12 protein-coding genes are annotated in these 17242 nt (G+C 71.0%); 11 read left to right on the forward strand and 1 reads right to left on the reverse strand.

The window, feature by feature from the left end; all coding sequences use genetic code 11:
* Positions 1-160: 160 nt before the first annotated feature.
* Both MED01_RS29020 and MED01_RS29025 read left to right on the forward strand, forming a co-directional pair.
* Complete coding sequence (locus MED01_RS29020; protein ID WP_238671682.1) at positions 161-1045, forward strand: aminoglycoside phosphotransferase family protein; 885 nt, start codon at positions 161-163, stop codon at positions 1043-1045.
* Positions 1046-1069: 24 nt separating this feature from the next.
* Positions 1070-1537 (forward strand): hypothetical protein, encoded by a 468-nt coding sequence (locus MED01_RS29025; RefSeq protein WP_238671673.1) that lies wholly within the window; start codon positions 1070-1072, stop codon positions 1535-1537.
* Here MED01_RS29025 and MED01_RS29030 read toward each other — a convergent pair.
* Positions 1467-2414, reverse strand: coding sequence for a DUF389 domain-containing protein (locus tag MED01_RS29030; protein ID WP_238671674.1), 948 nt, complete (start codon positions 2412-2414; stop codon positions 1467-1469). The two genes, MED01_RS29025 and MED01_RS29030, sit on opposite strands and share 71 nt — an antisense overlap.
* Before the next feature lie 238 nt (positions 2415-2652).
* Between MED01_RS29030 and MED01_RS29035 the strand changes: the two genes are divergently transcribed.
* The 9 genes from MED01_RS29035 (at position 2653) to MED01_RS29075 (ending at position 17200) form a co-directional block, all read left to right on the forward strand.
* Entirely contained in the window at positions 2653-3363 is a 711-nt protein-coding gene (locus MED01_RS29035; RefSeq protein WP_308193576.1) for a sugar transferase, read from the forward strand.
* The gene (locus tag MED01_RS29040; RefSeq protein ID WP_238671675.1) at positions 3360-4508 is read left to right on the forward strand and encodes a DegT/DnrJ/EryC1/StrS family aminotransferase; all 1149 of its coding nucleotides are present in this window, start codon (positions 3360-3362) and stop codon (positions 4506-4508) included. The genes MED01_RS29035 and MED01_RS29040 overlap by 4 nt, the downstream gene beginning before the upstream one ends.
* Positions 4505-5149: an acetyltransferase gene (locus tag MED01_RS29045; protein ID WP_238671676.1), complete on the forward strand. Its 645-nt coding sequence runs from the start codon at positions 4505-4507 to the stop codon at positions 5147-5149. The genes MED01_RS29040 and MED01_RS29045 overlap by 4 nt, the downstream gene beginning before the upstream one ends.
* A 74-nt stretch (positions 5150-5223) precedes the next feature.
* Positions 5224-6447: a glycosyltransferase family 4 protein gene (locus tag MED01_RS29050; RefSeq protein WP_238671677.1), complete on the forward strand. Its 1224-nt coding sequence runs from the start codon at positions 5224-5226 to the stop codon at positions 6445-6447.
* A complete protein-coding gene (locus MED01_RS29055) occupies positions 6444-9317 on the forward strand; it encodes an O-antigen ligase family protein (RefSeq protein ID WP_238671678.1) in 2874 nt (957 codons plus the stop codon). The genes MED01_RS29050 and MED01_RS29055 overlap by 4 nt, the downstream gene beginning before the upstream one ends.
* Positions 9318-9319: 2 nt before the next feature.
* On the forward strand, positions 9320-10603 hold the full coding sequence (locus MED01_RS29060; RefSeq protein ID WP_238671684.1) for a glycosyltransferase family 4 protein: 1284 nt from the start codon (positions 9320-9322) through the stop codon (positions 10601-10603).
* Positions 10600-11850: a glycosyltransferase family 4 protein gene (locus tag MED01_RS29065; RefSeq protein WP_238671679.1), complete on the forward strand. Its 1251-nt coding sequence runs from the start codon at positions 10600-10602 to the stop codon at positions 11848-11850. Before MED01_RS29060 ends, MED01_RS29065 begins: the two co-directional genes overlap by 4 nt.
* Positions 11851-11955: 105 nt before the next feature.
* Positions 11956-13839 (forward strand): nucleoside-diphosphate sugar epimerase/dehydratase, encoded by a 1884-nt coding sequence (locus MED01_RS29070; protein ID WP_238671680.1) that lies wholly within the window; start codon positions 11956-11958, stop codon positions 13837-13839.
* A 256-nt stretch (positions 13840-14095) separates the two neighbouring features.
* Entirely contained in the window at positions 14096-17200 is a 3105-nt protein-coding gene (locus tag MED01_RS29075) for a M14 family metallopeptidase (RefSeq protein WP_238671681.1), read from the forward strand.
* The last annotated feature ends 42 nt before the right edge of the window (positions 17201-17242 follow it).

The raw sequence follows: 17242 nt of genomic DNA on the forward strand, positions 1-17242 counted from the left end.
CGGAAACTGTCCAAGATCTGGAGTCATCGAGGCGAACCCCGGCCGGGACGGCCGCACGGGCCGCGACCGGCGGGGCGGCGCGGCGGCGGCGGGGCGGCGGCGGCGGCGGGAAATTTGATCGCGTGGTCGCGAGGGTCGGGGTGATGATCTCGCGGTGAAGATGCACGCCGATCAGGTGGACGTGAGCGTGGACGTGGTTTCCGCGCTGGTGGCCGAACAGTTTCCGCAGTGGCGGGGCCGGCCGGTCCGGCCGCTCCCCTCGACCGGCACCGTGAACGCCCTGTTCCGGCTCGGCCCGGACATCGTGCTGCGGTTTCCGCTGCTCCCCTCGACCGGCCCCGAGCTGCGCGCCGAGCTGCGGCGCGAGCAGGAGTACGCCGTGCTGCTCGGCGCGCACCTGCCCGTCGCGGTGCCCGAACCCCTCGGCCTCGGCGAGCCGGGCGACGGGTATCCGGGGCCGTGGACGGCGTACCAGTTCATTGCTGGCGAGACGGCCCAGCCCGACCGGATCGGCGACCTCGACGTCTTCGCCGGTGACCTGGCCGAGGTGGTGACGGCCCTGCGCGGCATCGACACCGGCGGGCGGGTCTGGTCCGGGACCGGGCGCGGCGGGCGGCTGGCCGCCGGGGACACCGACGTCCGGGCGGCACTCGCGGTCAGCGGCGCGCTCACCGACACCGCCGCGCTCACCGGGGTGTGGGAGAGGTGCCGGGACGCGCCCCGGGACGACCCGGCCGACCTGTGGATCCACGGTGACCTGATGCCGGGAAACCTGCTGGTCCGCGACGGCCGGCTGGCCGCCGTCATCGATCTGGGCTCGGTGGGCGTGGGGGACCCGGCGGTGGACCTGATGCCGGCGTGGAACCTGTTCGACGTGGCTTCCCGGGAGACGTACCGGCGGGCGTTGGGCGTGGACGACGCGACCTGGGAGCGGGGTCGCGGCTGGGCCCTGGAGCAGGCGATCAACGCGCTGCCGTACTACGTGGAGACCAACCCGGTGATGGCCGGCATCGCCCGGCACACCCTGCGGGCCGTGCTCGACTGAGTCGGCTCGCGTACCGTCGGCGTCGTGAGTGAGCCGGACGGCCGGACGTGGCGGGATCAGCAGCGGCACGCGGTGCGGGCGCACGCCGATGCGGACGCTCGGCGGCGGGCCGCCGAGCACGCGGAGGCGGCGGAGCTGGTGGCCTGGTTCGTGGCCGAGGCGACCCGGCGAGGGCTGCCCACCACCCGGCTGGTCGCCCGGGGTTACGACGGGCGTGGGCGCTACCGGACCGGGCTGACCGGCTGGTACGTCGACCGGGCCGAAACCCGGGCGGTGGACGTGGACGGCCGGTTCCACCTGCTGACCGTGCCCGGCGGTCTGCGGGCTCGGCTGTTCGGCGTCGACCCGCAGCCCAGCCCGGCGCCGTTGGTCGTCGGAGCGGGTGGCCGCGACGGTGAGTCGATTCCGCTGCGGACGCTGCTCAACCGGCTGCTGGGCGACGGGTCCGGCGGGCCAGGCTCCACCACCAGGCCTGCTGCACCACGAGGGTGAGCAGGCCGGCGAGGACGATCGCGGACAGGTTGATCACCAGTTGGAGGGCCGAGCCGCCCGCTTCGTCCCACACTCCGTAGGCGGCCGCTACCGCCACGTTCGCCGCCGCCGGAACCGTGGTGACCGAGATCAGCACGCCGACCAGGCTGCCGGACTTCTTCGACGTCAGCGAGAGCATGCCGGCGACGCCGGCGAGTAACCCGACCACCCAGGACAGCGCGTCCGGCCGCCAGATGAAGTCGGTGAGCGGACGTTCGGCGAGCAGCATCTCCCGACTGACCAGACCGACGGCGGTCAGCGCCCAGGTGCTCAGCACGGTCGCCACCATGGCCGCCAGGAAGCCGACCGCGAGTGCCTGCACCGAGCGGCCGACCACCCCGAGTTGGCGGCGCAACAGCGCCACGCACAGCGCGGCGAGAGGGCCGAACTCCGGGCCGACCACCATGGCCCCGACGATGAGGATCGGCTGGTCCAGCAGCACACCGATGCCGGCGATCATGGTGGCCACCACGATCAGCACGAGGTAGGTGCCGGACAGTTCGGTCTGCTCGCCGGTCTTCGCGGCGATCTCGTCCCAGACCACCGCGTCCGCGCCGCTGCCCGGCGCCCTGTCCGCCGCCCGGTCGGCCGCCGCGGAGACGGTCAACTCGACGTCTTCGGCCGCGATGCCGCCGGTGGTGTCGACGCCGATCTGCTGCAACTGCCGCAGTACGCGGTCGGCGCTCTCCCTCACCACGTCACAGAGGATCAGGTCGCCCGGTGGCTGCCGGGCAGCACCGGGCAGCACGGCCAGGTGAGTTACCCCAGCCTCCTCGGCGAGCAGGTCGACGACCTCCGCCGACCGGTCCACCGGGGCGATAACCCTCAGGTGCAGCACGTCATCTCCCTCGCCCGACCGGCTAGTTCTTCCCTCGCCCGACCGGCCGCCGCGACTCTACCGCTCGGTCCATTGGCGGCAGGAGCTGCACAAGGTCACGGATCTGGCCGTGTCCGACTACGGGGTTTCGGGGTTGATCGGGGGAATGCGGACCGACCGTCGCTAATCAGCACCGACGTACGGTCTGTCCTGGTATGACGAATACATACCTTTTTTGGATCGCTTGGGAGGTCACAACGTGCCGGTGCCTGGTGGTCTCGTCGACGACCTGTCGCTGCCCCGGACCAGCCCGGAGCGGGGAAAACGAATCATCGACGTCGTCGTGGCGGCGGTCCTTCTCATCCTGGCGTCACCGGTGTTGATCGTGGTGACGGTGCTGGTAGCGGTGGGCCTCGGTCGCCCGGTGCTGTTCCGCCAGTGCCGCGCCGGCCTGCACGGCCAGCCCTTCGAGATGGTCAAGTTCCGCACCATGCGGCCACCCAACCTGAGCCTCGGCCTGCTCGGCGACGGGGACCGACTCACTCCGCTCGGACGCTGGCTGCGCGCCAGCAGCCTTGACGAACTGCCCACGCTCTGGAACGTGCTGCGTGGCGACATGAGCCTGGTCGGTCCACGGCCACTGCTGCCCGAATACCTCGGTCGCTACTCACCCCACCAGGCCCGACGGCACGAGGTGCGGCCCGGCATCACCGGGTTGGCCCAGGTGCGGGGACGCAACAGCCTCAGTTGGGAAGAGAAGCTGGACTTCGACGTGCGGTACGTGGACAGCCACAACATGAGAACCGATCTGTCGATTCTCGCCGCGACCGTGCGGACCGTGCTGCGTCGCGAGGGGATCTCCGCGGCAGGGTTCGTCACGGCTCCCGAGTTCACGGGTACGCCGCACTGGTCGCCGCCCCCACGCAGCAACTCGAACACCGCGACCACAGGCTCGGGCGGTGCCCGATGAGTGACACCGTGTACCTGTCCCCGCCGGACATCGGGCCGCTGGAGGAGTCGTACCTGGTCGCAGCCCTCCGCTCGGGGTGGGTTGCCCCCGTCGGCCCCGATCTACAGGCGTTCGAACACGATGTCGCCGAGCGGGTGGGCACCGGAGGCGCCGTCGCCGTCAACTCCGGGACGGCGGCCCTGCACCTGGCGCTGCTCGGCGTCGGCGTCGGGCCCGGCGACGTGGTCATAGTGCCTACCCTGACCTTCATCGCCACCGCCAACGCGGTCCGCTACATCGGAGCCCGTCCGGTCTTCGTCGACTGTGATCCCCGCACCGGCAACGTGGACGTGGGCCTTGTCGACGACCTGGTGCGACGGCTGCGTTCCCGCGGTGAGCGGGTCGGCGCTGTCGTGCCTGTCGACATGTTCGGCAGCTGCGCCGACTACACCCGACTCGTCCCGCTCTGCGCCGAGGCCGGTATCCCGGTGGTCGAGGACGCCGCCGAGGCGCTCGGCTCGCACCATCGAGGCCGCTCGGCCGGGTCGTTCGGGCAGGTCGCGGCGCTCTCCTTCAACGGCAACAAGATCATGACCACTTCCGGCGGTGGGATGCTCGTCTCCGACGACGCGGCACTGCTCGCCAAGGCCCGCCACCTCGCCACGCAGGCGCGGGAACCGACGCCGCACTACGAGCACCGCGAGACCGGCTACAACTACCGGCTGAGCAACCTCCTGGCCGCGCTCGGCCGGGCCCAGTTGGTCCGGCTGGACGGGATGATCGCCCGCCGACGCCAGTTGCGTGACCAGTACGCCAAGGTGTTCGCACCGGTGCCCGGCGTCGAGCTGGTCGGCATCGACGACGTCGACTCGAACTGCTGGCTCACCGTCATCACGGTGGACGAGGAGCACTGTGGCTGGCGGGCCGCCGACCTGGCAGCCCACCTCGCCACCGGGAGCATCGAGACGCGGCCCGTCTGGAATCCGATGCACCGCCAGCCCGTCTTCGCCGGCGCCGAAAGTCTGCTCACCGGCGCCTCGGACCGACTCTTCACCAACGGGCTCGCCCTGCCCAGCGGCAGCGCCCTGACCGAGCGACAGGTCGGGCGGGTCTTCGAGGCGATCGACGAGTTCCTGACCAGCCACAGCGGGGTACGGGCGGCATGACGATTCCACTGGTGATCGTCGGCTGCGGTGGCCACGGCCGCGAGGCGCTGGGCATCGCCCGAGCGATGAACGCCGCCGCGGGCCGACCCCGATGGCACCTGGTCGGCTTCGTCGACGACCGCCCCAGCGAGGAAAACCTCAAACGGGTGCAGAAGCTGGACGTGCCGTACCTCGGCGGGCTGCCGTGGCTGCGCGACGCCCCTGCCGACACCCATCACGTCATCGGCATCGGGGACCCTCGGATCCGACGGGCCGTGGCCCAGCGCGTCGACGCCTACGCGACGCCGGCGACCAGCCTCATCCACCCGGCCGCGACGATCGGGCCGGACACGGAACACGGCCCCGGGTTCGTGGCGTTCGCCGGGGCCCGGGTCACCACGAACGTGACAATCGGCCGGCACGTGCACCTCAACCAGAACGTGACGGTCGGCCACGACACCGCTCTCGCCGACTTCGTCTCGGTGAACCCACTCGCTGCCGTCTCGGGCGACTGCCAGCTCGGCGAGGCAGTGCTGATCGGCACCACCGCCGCGGTGCTCCAGGGGCTGCGCGTCGGTAGCGACGCCACAGTCGGCGCGGGCGCCTGCGTGACCAGAGACGTTCCCGCCGATGCCGTGGTCAAGGGCGTACCGGCGCGCTGACCAGCACTGACCGAGACCAGACGGGATCGACACCGACGCCGCGCGCCCATGTGGTCCGGCACGAGGAGCAGGACGTGAGCACAAACCGCCGCAGTGCCGGCAACCGGCCACTGCGCGTTCTCCAGGTGACAAGCACGGCCGTCGGCGGTGACTGGTTCTACGACCAGGTGACCGGGTTGGCGCGGCTGGGGCACGACGTCTGCGCTGTCGTACCGGGCGACGGTCCGCTCACCGACCGCCTCCGGACGGCCGGGGTCCGCACCGAGATCGTGTCGATGTCGGGTTGGCGCCCGCGGCAGCTCCCCCGGGTCGCGGCGGCGCAACTGCGTCTCGTCCGCCTGGTCCGGCGCTTCGACCCCGACGTGGTGCACGGCCATCTGGTGAAGGCCAACATCGTCTGCCGGTTGGCCAGTCTGGCCGCCCGCCGACCGCTGCTTGTCAACCAGATCGCCGGCGTCGTCCACCTGCGCAGCCCACTGTTCAACAGAATCGACAGCGCGACCCTGCGCCGGGTGGACGTCCTGATCGGGTCGTGCCACGCGTTCGCCGAACAGTACCGGCGCTTGGGCGCGCGGACGGTGGCTGTCAGTCACTACGGGTGCGACGTGCACCGGCTCGACCCGACCGCGAGCGGGGAGCCCTTCCGGGCGGAGTTCGGGCTGGCCGCCGGCACCCCCACCGTCGGAATGCTCGCCCACATGTACCGCAGCCGACTCCAGGCGTTCCAGGACATCGGTTTCAAGGGCCACGAGGTCTTCCTCGACGCGGCCCCGCGCCTGCTGGCTCGGGTGCCGGCGGCCCACCTCTTCGTCGTGGGCGACGAGTTCACCGGTGACGTGGGCTACCGACGTGAGCTGGAGGAACGCGCCATCCGACTGGGCGTCGCCGAGCGCGTGCACTTCACCGGTCGCCGGAGCGACGTGCAGGGCGTTCTGGCCGGTCTCGACGTGGCGGTCACACCGTCGCTCGAGGAGTCCGCGTCGTACGCCACCATCGAGGCGCTGCTGATGGAGCGCGGCGTGGTGGCCAGCGACGTCGGCGGGTTGCCGGACACCGTGCAACATGGCGAGAGCGGCCTGTTGGTGCCTCCGGCGGACCCGGACGCGCTGGCCGACGCCGTCGCCGACCTGTTGGAGGACCCTCAGCGGCGGGCTGCCATGGCTCGGCTCGGGCGCAGCCGCTGCCTGGACCTGTTCGACATTCAGCGGACGGTCGCCGACGTCGAGGCGATCTACCGGGCGGCGCTCGACGGCCGTCCACTGCCGCGGGCCGGACGCCTGTCCGAGGTGGCCCGATGACGGCCGCGACGCCGCCCCTCGGTCCGAGCGCCAATCCCGGTACGGATGCCGGGCCGGCGGTGACAAACGGTCGGGACGTCGCCGAAAGCGGCCGACCCACCACCGGTCCGGGCGCTGCGGCGCGGGTCGCGGAGCAGAGTGTGTCGGCCGCTGCCGCCGGGTCCGTCGGAACCAGGGTCGTGCTCCTGGCCATCAGCCTGGCGACCGGGGTGTTGGCAGCCCGGGTCCTCGGCCCGCACGACCGCGGCGTGGTGGCGGTCGTGCTCGCCTGTGCGGCGATCTTCGGAGCGCTCCTCACAGTGGGAATGGAGACGGCCAACCTCCGCTACGCGGGCGCTTCGGTCGCCGCCCACCGGCGAACCGTGTGGTGGAGTCTGCGCCACGTCGCAACGGTGGGAGTCGGCGTGGCAGCCGCCTGGGGGGCGCTGGCGCTGGTGGTCGGGCCAGCCGTTCGGATCGGGCTCGACCCGGTCACCTTCGCCCTCGCGCTCAGCCTCGGCCCCGTGGTGCTGCTCTCCTCCCTGCTCGGCACTGCCGAGATCGGCCGCAGTCGCGCCTCGGTCTACAACTGGACCGTCATCGGAGGGCTGCTCGTCTACGGCCTGCTGCTCGTCGCCCTGGCGGTGACCGACCGCGCGGACACCGACACCGTCATCGGCGCGTACCTCGTGGGCCAGGTGTGCGCCGCGGCGGTGCTGCTCGTCCGCGCCCTGCCGTTGAGCCGCCACCCCGGCACACCCCAGGACGCTGCCGCGTACCGGGCGTTCGCCCGCCGGGTGTACGCACCCAACCTGGCCCAGTTCGCGATGGTGCGCAGCCAGGTCCCCGCCATCCACCTGGTGGCCGGTGCGGGCGCCGTCGGCGTCTACTCGGTGGCGGTGCCGTTCGCCGAGATGCTCCTGGTGCTCCCGGTGGCGCTCAGCCTCATCCTGGTGCCGGCTGTCGCGCACGGCGGCGCCGACTGGCACACGGTCCGTCGGATGTCGGTGCAGACACTGCTCATCACCGCCGTCGGGGCGGGGCTGCTGGCCGCGGTGGCGCCGCTGGCCTTCCCGCTGCTCTTCGGCAGGCAGTTCGCCGAGGCCGTACCGGTGCTCTGGGCGATGCTGCCCGGCCTCATCGTGCTCGCGGTCGCCCGCACCGCGCAGAGCTACCTGACGGCCGTCGACCGTCCGGGCCCGCCAACCCTGGCGGCCGTGAGCGCCGCCATCGGCGGGCTGCTCGCCATGGTCGTCCTGATCCCACGCTTCGGCACGCTCGGCGCGGGCTTCGCCGTGTCGGCCGGATATGTCCTCTACGGCCTGGTCGTCGGCTGGGCCTTCCTCGATCACCGGCCTGTGCAGGGCCGGAGAAACGGTCCGACCAGAATGACGACTGAACGCGGCGGCCGGCACGCGAGGCCAACGACACGGGACCGCGATTCCCTGCTGCCGGCGTGGGGACGAGCGGCCGGCGTGCTCGTCGCCGGGGTGGCCGCCGGTGTGGTGGCGGTGCAGGACACGTCGCTCCTGCTCCGGCTGGCCGCTCTCGCAGTGGTGGTGCTCGTCATCACAGTGCCCGGCTTCGGCCTCTACTGCATCGCGCTGGCGGTGCCCGCATCGCAGTTGCCCATCGCCCCGGCGGCGAGCAGCACCACGCCGTTGCTGGCGCTGATCCTCTGCACTCTGGTCGGCACGTTGCTCCGCGGCCGCACCACCCGCCGCAGCACCCCCGCCGTCCTCATCGTGGCCGGCCTGACCTGCGTCCTCGCTCTCGGTGTGACGGTCGGCGGCCAACCCAACCAGGCGTTCCGGTCGGTGGCCGCGATCGCGATACCCCTGGCCTGCATACCGCTGATCGACACCGCCCGAGCCCGCTCACGGTCCGTCCTCCTCGTGTTCGCGGTCGCGGCGACCGGCGTCGGCCTGTTCCACGCCGCGCTCGCCCTGATCGGAACACCGGTGCTTGCCGAGGAGAACCCGGCCCTCGCCGAATCCCTCAGCAGCCTGAACCACAACGCGTGGGGGCCGATGTTGCTGCTGGCGCTCGCCGTGCTGCTGGCCAGGCTGCGACCGGGCGTGTCGGGCACAGCCCGCGTGTTGACAGTCGCGGGGATCGCCGCCGTGGTCGTCAGCGTGGTGCTGTCGTACAGCCGCTCGACGTACATCGGCGGAGCGCTGCTCCTGCTCTGCTTCGTGATCCAGCGACGGCGCACGGTGGCCCTGGCCCTCACCGGCATCGTCGTCGTCCTCACCGTCGGCCTGACCGGGGTGCAACTGGTGCCGGATCAGGTGGCCGAGCGGATCGCGTACACCACAGTGGACGGACGACTGGACAGCTCCAGCAGCGTACGCCTGGACCTGTGGCTCAGTGCCCTGCGGATGGCCGCCGACCACCCTCTCGCCGGCGTGGGTTTCCAGAACTTCCGGACCCACCTGCCGGAGTACTTCCAGCCCGAGGTCACAGTGGCCGCCGTCGACGTCCAGCTCGACAGCCTCAACCACGCGCACAACACCTACCTCACGGTGCTGGCCCAGACCGGGCTGGTCGGCGTCCTCCTGGTGGGCGGGCTCCTGTTCATCGTGATCCGCCAGACCCGTCGACGCCTGCGCGACGGCGACCAGAGCGCCGAGGCGGCAGTGCTCGGCATGGCCGCGGTCGGTGGGTGCAGCCTCTTCGGAGAGCCGTTGCTCACCCTCCCGGTACTCATCCCGTTCGTGCTCCTCCTTGCCGTCGCCACTGCCCGTTCGCAGGGCGAGCCGAAACGCGTGACCGACAGGCGTCCCGCCGGAGCGAAGCACTCGGTGCGGACCAGACCGGCCTGGACGCCCGGCCAGAGCGGCTACGGCGCACGCCGCGGACGGTCCACCGCCGACAAGGTCCTGACGTGATCATGAAGGAGACGAAGGTGACAGCGACGCGTCCCGACACACCGAGGGTCGAGAGCCACGACCAGCCGCGTCGGCAGCGGGCCGTCCCGGGCCCGGCCCCCACGCCCGTACTTCCGTCAGTGATGTTGCTCTGCGGCGCGAGTTCGCTGCACGCCCGCAAGTGGGCTGTCGCATTGGCGGAACGTGGTCATCCGGTCATCGCCGTCAGTTGGATCGACGCGGAGCCGATCGACGGCGTCGAACTGCGTGTGGCGCCCGGGACCGGCCGGACCCGCAACGGGCGGTGGGGGGCGGTGTGGCAGCTCGCCGCCGCCGGCTGGTGGCTGCGCCGGCAGACTCGCGAGGCTCGCCCCGACGTGCTGCACGTGCACTCGGTAGGGATGGCGGGTCTGCTCTCGCTGCTGGCCCCGCGTCGACCCGCCCGGGTGGTCACGCCCTGGGGGGTCGACCTGCAGTCAGCGCGCCGGTCCAGGGTCCGCAGATGGGTCGCCCGGGCCGCCCTGCGCCGCTCCGACCTCGTCCTCCCCACCGCGGAGTCGGTCCGTACGGAGATCATCGAGCGCTACCGGATACCGGCGGAGAGCACCCGCACCGTGTCGTGGGGCGTGGACGACAAGCTGTTCGCGCTCCGGGACACCGTGACGCCAGCGTCGGTGCGGGCCGAATTCGGCATCCCGGCCGACGCGACAGTGCTGTTCGCCGCCCGGACGGCCGGTCCCGTCTACCGCACGCCCGAGGTCCTGCGGGCGTTCGCCCGGGTGGCCGCCGCTCGTCCCGACCTTCACCTCGTCGTCCTGGCCGGGCACCGTCCGGCCGAGGCAGCGGCCGCTCAGGCGCAGCGGCGGTGCGTCGCGGAAGCCCACGAACTCGCCGCGAGCCTACCCGGACGGGTCACGGTAGTGGACCGGTCATTGACACCTGAGGACACCTTCCGGCTGATGCGGGCAAGTGAGGTGAGCATCTCGGTTCCTCGCTTCGACCAGCGCAGCTGCACTGTGCTGGAGGCGGCGCTCGCCGGTTGCCGGCTTCTGCTCGCGGATCTGCCGCCGTATCGCGAGATGGTCGAGGACGGCATGGCGGCCGACATCCTCAGCGGGCCGTTGGAGACCGCGCTGGCGGAACAGCTCATGGCCGCCCGCCCGCTGGAGCCGATTCTGCAAGAGCGCAACCGGCGCTTCATCGAGACGTCGGAGTCCTGGTCACGCCAGGTCTCCGTGGTGCAGGAGTGCTACCGGCGGCTGAGCACCGACCGAGCTGAACGACGTCGGGACGGGGCTGCCCGGTGAGGATCGTCTACCTGCACCAGTACTTCCGCACACCGGCCATGTCCGGGGGCACCCGGTCCTACGAGTTCGCCAGGCGTCTGGTCCGCAACGGCCACGACGTGCACGTGGTGACCAGCGACACCGAGTCCTCGTCGGACGCCAGGCAGACCTGGCGGACCACTGTCGAGGCGGGCGTGGTGGTGCACTGGGCGGCCGTCCCCTATCGCAACGCGATGTCCATCCGGGAACGCATCTCGGCCTTCGGGAAGTTCGCCCGGTTGGCGGCTCCGCGCGCGGCGTCGCTGGAGCAGGACGTCGTCTTCGCCACCAGCACGCCGCTGACCATCGCGTTGCCCGCTGTCTACTCCGCCCGCCGCCGCCGGACGCCGATGGTGCTGGAGGTACGCGATCTCTGGCCGGAGGTGCCGATCGCGCTGGGCGCGTTGCGGTCGCCGCTGACGCGGCGTGCGGCAACCGGCCTGGAGGGATGGGCCTACCGCAATGCCGCTCACATCCTGGCGCTGTCGCCGGGGATGGCGGCGGGCGTTCGGGCGCGGCACCCCGGGGCTGCGGTGACAGTCATTCCCAACGGCTGCGACCGTCAGTTGTTCGCCGACGCGGACGCTGCCGGCCGGGCGCTACGGGATCGCACGCCGTGGTTGGGCGACCGTCCGCTGATTCTGTACGCGGGGACGCTCGGGTTCGTCAACGACGTGGGTTATCTGGTGCGGATGGCCGCGACGCTGCGTCGTGACCACCCCGACGTGCGGATCGCTCTCGTCGGGCAGGGCGCGGAGGCGGCACAGGTGCGCGCACAGGCAGCCGCGTCCGACGTCCTGGACCGAAACCTGTTCATGGTCGACCAGGTGCCGAAGGCCGAGGTGGTGGCGTTCTTCGGTGCCTGCGATCTCGCCGTGTCGACGGTGCGCGACGAGCCCGCGTTGCACGCCAACTCGGCCAACAAGGTCTTCGACGGGTGGGCGGCCGGTCGGCCGGTAGCGGTCAACCACGAGGGGTGGATCGCCGACATCCTGCGCCGCAGCGGGGCCGGAGTCGTGCTGCCCGCGGGAGATCCCGCCGCCGCGGCGACGCTCGCGGGCGCGTTCGTCAGCGATCCGGCCAGGACCGCCGCGGCGCGGGCCGCGGCGCGGGTGGTCGCGGCCAACGAGTTCGACCGCGACCTGCTCTTCGAACGGTTCGAGGACGTGCTGCGGGGGGCGGTGGTGCCACGACAGCCGGCCAGGTCAATAGCGGGACAAACTTCGTGAATGACCAAAAACCAGTCATAAAGTGATTAGTTTTGGTAGGACGTTAATAAGACCATCTTGGTGGTTTTCCCCGGGATGGGCCGCTATCGCAGCAGGAGTTTCCACATGCCACTTTTGGGGACAAGCCCCAGCGAGTCCACACGCCTCGGTCGGTCACATCGCCACGTCCGACTGGCCGGCGGCCTCCTCGCAGCGGACGCCCTCGCCTGGATCGCGGGTTTCGCCGTCGCCGCGTGGGTGCGCTTCGAGTTCTCGCTCACCGGCCCCGCCCTGGCCCGCGCGATCGGCATGGGCGTGGTCGCCGCGGCCGCGCACGTCGCAGTGTCCGCCGTTCGCCGCAACCTGTCCGGCCGGCACCCCCTGGGCAGCGTCGAGGAGATGCAGGGGCTCGCCAACACGGCCCTGACCACCGGCGTGCTCCTGCTGATCGCCCTCGTGCCCATGACGTCCCGACCGGTGCCCGCGAGCACGCCACTCGTCGGCGCGGCGATCGCGCTGACCGTCATGCTCGGCACCCGTCTGGCGTACCGCAGCCGCAGCGACCGGACGTTGCGCCCGGACGCCGGCCGAGCGGAACCGGTCCTGCTCTTCGGCGCGGGCTCGGCCGGTCAGGGGCTCCTGCGAGCCATGCTGAGTGATCCGGCAGGGCAGTTCCTGCCGGTCGGGATGCTCGATGACGACCCGCAGAAACGCCACCTGTCGCTGGCGGGCGTGCGCGTGCTCGGCTCTCGCTCTGACATCGACACTGTCGTGCGGCGTACCGGCGCGAAAATGGTGATCTTCTCCGCCGCCAACGCCGACTCCGAACTGATCAACGAGGTCCGCGAGAGCACCCTGAAGACCGGAGCGACGTTCAAGATCCTTCCTTCGGTACGGGAACTGGTCGACCATCGGATCACGGTGAGCGACGTTCGCGACCCGGACATGGCGGACCTGCTCGGACGACGACAGGTGATCGGCGACCTCCGGGATGCGGAGTCCCAGCTGCGCGGACGCCGGATCCTGGTGACCGGCGCCGGTGGGTCGATCGGCTCCGAGCTGTGCCGCCAGATCATGCGGGCCGATCCGGGCGAGCTGATGATGCTCGACCGCGACGAGTCGGCCCTGCACGCCTTGCAACTGTCGATGTCGGGTCGCGCGATGTTGGACAGCCCCGAGCTGATTCTCGCCGACCTGCGCGACGAGGAACGGATCCGGCGGGTGATGGCGGAACGCCGACCCGACATCGTGTTCCACGCCGCGGCCCTGAAACACCTGACACTGCTGCAACGCCACCCGGGCGAGGCGGTGAAGACGAACGTGTTCGGCACGCAGACGGTGCTCAACGCGTGCCGCGACGTGGCGAGGTTCGTCAACATCTCGACCGACAAGGCCGCCGACCCGGTCAGTGTTCTCGGCTACTCCAAGCGGATCACTGAGCGGTTGACAGCGAACGCGGCCGCGACGCACGGCGGCACGTTCCTCAGCGTCCGCTTCGGCAACGTCCTGTCCAGCCGAGGGTCGGTGGTCACGGCGTTCCGGGCCCAGATCGAGGCGGGACTGCCGATCACCGTCACTCACCCCGACGTGACGCGCTACCTGATGACAGTGCAGGAGGCGGTGCACCTGGTGCTGCAGGCCGCCGGCATCGGCCGCGACGGCGAGGCGCTCGTCCTCGACATGGGTGAGCCGGTACGGATCGACGACATCGCTCGCCAGTTGGCGAGCCAGGCGCCGGGGCCGGTCCAGATCGTCTACACCGGGCTCCGGCCGGGCGAGAAACTCCACGAGGCTCTGATCGGCGCTGGCGAGCGGGACCTCCGCCCGCTGCACCCGCTCATCTCGCACGTGGCGGTGCCCCCACTCGACCCCATCGAGATCACCACACTGGACCCGTTCGAAGACCCAGAGAAGATCATCGACCGCCTGGCGTGGCTGTGCGGCCAGTCCACCGGCATCGTCGCGCAGCAGGCCGTCAAGTCGACAGCTCCGGCACCCAGCGCGAGCTGAGTCGACGCCGACCCCGCAGGTGGCGTCCGGGGATGGATCCTCGACGCGCCTGCGGGGTACGGCCTGCCGGACCCGACTCGATCATCGCGAGGTGGTCCGACGAACGCCCGCCCGCGACGCGGGTCCGCCTCGCGTTGAGCGTCACACCTGGCACCAAAGCCGACACGGTCAGCAACGAAGCTCCCATCGACTGATTGACATCGATAGCGGCACACCGAAGGCTCGCGCCTACAGGTCCTTCACCCAAGGAGGCGCGATGAGACCGAGACGACTGGCGATCGCCGGCGTGGTCACCCTGCTCGGCGCACTGGCACTGACCCCACCGGCCAGCGCGCGGCCGCCGTCCGACCCCGGCGTCCGCGACGGCCTGGAGGTGTACGTCGGCACTGTCGACGCGAAACAGCGGGAGCAACTGCGCGCGGCGGGGGTCGACCTCGGACACGACGCGAAGGCGGACGCGTCCGGCCGTACCACTGTCGAGACGGTCCTCAGCAGACGGCAGGCGAAGCGGTTGACCGACAAGGGCGTACCGCTGTCGGTGAAGAAGGTGCGAGGCAAGGACGCGTCGCAGGCGCTGCGGGAGCAGGCCGCCGCCGGCTGGACGAGTTTCCGCCCCTACGGTGAGCCGGGCGGCCTGCGAGACGAGTTGAACGCCACAGCGGCCCGGTATCCCAAGCTGACCAAGGTGGAGACGATCGGTCGCAGCCAGCAGGGGCAACCGATCGTCGCCGTGAAGGTCACCAAGAACGCGCGGACCGTCGCCGACGGCCGGCGACCGGCGGTGCTCTACGCCGGTGCCCAGCACGCCCGCGAGTGGATCACACCGGAGATGACCCGCCGGCTGATGCATCACGTGCTGGACAGCTACGGCACCGACCGGGAGATCACCCGACTGCTGGACACGACCGAGCTGTGGTTCCTGCCGGTCGCCAACCCGGACGGCTACGACTTCACGTTCACCCCCGGCAACCGTCTGTGGCGCAAGAACCTGCGGGACAACAACGGCGACGGGCAGGTCGGCTCCGGCGACGGCGTCGACCTCAACCGCAACTTCAGCTACAAGTGGGGGTACGACAACGAGGGCTCGTCGCCGGAGCCGAACAGCGAGACCTACCGGGGCCCGGGCCCCAACTCCGAGCCGGAGACCAAGGCGCTGGACCGGCTCTTCAAGCGGGTCGGGTTCGAGTTCTTCGTCAACTACCACTCGGCGGCCGAACTGCTGCTCTACGGCATCGGCTGGCAGGTGAGCACCCCCAGCCCGGACGACGAGATCTACAAGGCGATGGTCGGGGACGACGCGCACCCCGCGGTGCCCGGCTACGACCCGGACATCTCCGCGGAGCTGTACACCACAAACGGTGACACCGACAGTCACGCCACCGTCAGGTACGGCACGCTGGGCTTCACCCCGGAGATGTCCACCTGCGAGGCCGCCTCGGCCGTCGACCCAGACGACCAGTGGCGCCCCGAGGACTGCGTCAGCGGCTTCATCTTCCCCGACGACGAGGCGCTGATCGCTGGCGAGGTGAGCAAGAACCTGCCGTTCGCGTTGGCCGTGGCCCGGTCGGCTGCGGACCCGGACGACCCGGTCTCGGTGGTCGGTCGCAGCACCCCGGACTTCGTGGTGGACGCCTTCGACACCTCGTACGGGCGCACCCAGCAGGTCGCCTCGATCACCCGTCGGGCGCTGAAGAACGTGCGGATGCACTACACGGTCAACGGTGCGCGACCGAAGACGGTAGCGGTCCGCGAGTGGCGCGGTGGCGAGCGGTACGGCGACACACACGACGACTACTACGCCGAGCTACGGGGCACTGTCAGCGGCGCGAAGCCGGGCGACCGGGTGGAGGTCTGGTTCACCGGGAACAAACCGCGTGCCGGGGTGGTGGCCAGCGAACACTTCACCTATCGGGTGCACAACGACATCGGCGGTGACGTGCTGGTCCTCGCGGTGGAGGACGTCACCGGCCTCAGCCCGGCGCAGACCGGCACCACCGCGAAGTACGCCGACGAGGTCGCGGCGTCGCTGAGCGCAGCCGGGCGCAGCAGCGACGTGTACGACTTCGACGCGATGGGCCGCAAGGCGCCGCACCCGCTCGGCGTGCTGTCGCACTACGAGGCGGTGGTCTGGGAGACCGGCGACGACGTGATCCTGCGCTCCCCCGGTCAGGTGGCCGGCACGACGGCCAGGGCGGCACTGGAAACCGAGCTGGCCGTCCGGGACTACCTGAACGAGGGCGGCAAACTGCTCGTCAGCGGCCAGTACGCCTTGTTCGCGCAGGGCGCCAACGGGTCGTACGTCTATCACCCGGACGCGCCACCGGAGTGCACCGACGCCGAGGCCGCCAGCTGTCTGCCGCTGTTGAACGACTTCCAGCAGTACTGGCTGGGCGCGCACACCTACGTCAGCGACGGCGGAACCAGCCCGGACGGGGAGCCGTACCCGGTCGCCGGGACCGACGCGGCGTTCACCGGCTTCGACGGGCAGCTCAACGCCGCCGGCTCGGCGGAGAACCAGGCGCACACCGCCTCGTTCCTGACCACGTCGAGCTTCCTGCCGCCGGACGAGTTCCCGCAGTTCGCCAGTTCCGCGCCGGTGGGCTGGACCCGACCGGGCGGCGCGCCGTTCGATCCGCGTACGGGTGAGTGGTACCTGTACAGCGGGCAGACCGACGAATCGTACAAGCGGCTCACGCGCACTGTGGATCTCACCGGGGCGAGCAGCGCGGAGTTGCGCTTCTTCACCTCCTACGAGATCGAGCAGGACTGGGACTTCATGTTCGTCGAGGCGCACGAGGTGGGTAGCGACGACTGGACGACCCTGCCGGATGCCAACGGCAAGACCAGCACTGTCACCGGGGACAGCTGCGTCGAGGGTTGGGCGCAGTTGCACCCGTTCCTCACGCACTATCAGGGCGCTGACTGCTCCCCCACCGGGAGCACCGGCAGTTGGAACGCGGCGAGCGGGTCATCGGGAGGCTGGAAGGAGTTCGTGGCCGACCTGTCGGGCTACGCCGGTAAGCAGGTCGAGGTGTCGATCACCTACGCCTCGGACTGGGGCACCCAGGGTCTCGGCGTCTTCGTGGACGACGCCCGGGTGCTGGTCAACGGGTCCACGGTCGCGGATACCTCGTTCGAGTCGGCCGACCTGGGTGGCTGGACGGTGGCCGGCCCACCGCCCGGCACCGCCGGCAACGCCAACGACTGGTCGCGCAGCCAGCAGGCGTTCGAGGAGGGCTCGGTGGTGGTCACCGGGGACACGGTGTACCTGGGCTTCGGGTTGGAGGGTCTGCCGCCGGCGGCCCGCGACGACCTGGTCGCCCGCTCGTTGACCCACCTCACCGGGCAGCCCCGCCCCTGACGGCGGCAAGGTGCGCCGACGGTCCGCGGACCGTCGGCGCAC

The sequence above is a fragment of the Micromonospora alfalfae genome, assembly GCF_022230925.1.
Classification (GTDB): Bacteria; Actinomycetota; Actinomycetes; order Mycobacteriales; family Micromonosporaceae; genus Micromonospora; species Micromonospora alfalfae.

Excerpts from the sequence above, each read along its gene's own strand:
- MED01_RS29020 (WP_238671682.1), top strand. The coding sequence starts at position 161 with ATGCACGCCGATCAGGTGGACGTGAGCGTGGACGTGGTTTCCGCGCTG.
- MED01_RS29040 (WP_238671675.1), top strand. The coding sequence starts at position 3,360 with ATGAGTGACACCGTGTACCTGTCCCCGCCGGACATCGGGCCGCTGGAG.
- MED01_RS29045 (WP_238671676.1), top strand. The coding sequence starts at position 4,505 with ATGACGATTCCACTGGTGATCGTCGGCTGCGGTGGCCACGGCCGCGAG.
- MED01_RS29055 (WP_238671678.1), top strand. The coding sequence starts at position 6,444 with ATGACGGCCGCGACGCCGCCCCTCGGTCCGAGCGCCAATCCCGGTACG.
- MED01_RS29060 (WP_238671684.1), top strand. The coding sequence starts at position 9,320 with ATGAAGGAGACGAAGGTGACAGCGACGCGTCCCGACACACCGAGGGTC.
- MED01_RS29070 (WP_238671680.1), top strand. The coding sequence starts at position 11,956 with ATGCCACTTTTGGGGACAAGCCCCAGCGAGTCCACACGCCTCGGTCGG.
- MED01_RS29075 (WP_238671681.1), top strand. The coding sequence starts at position 14,096 with ATGAGACCGAGACGACTGGCGATCGCCGGCGTGGTCACCCTGCTCGGC.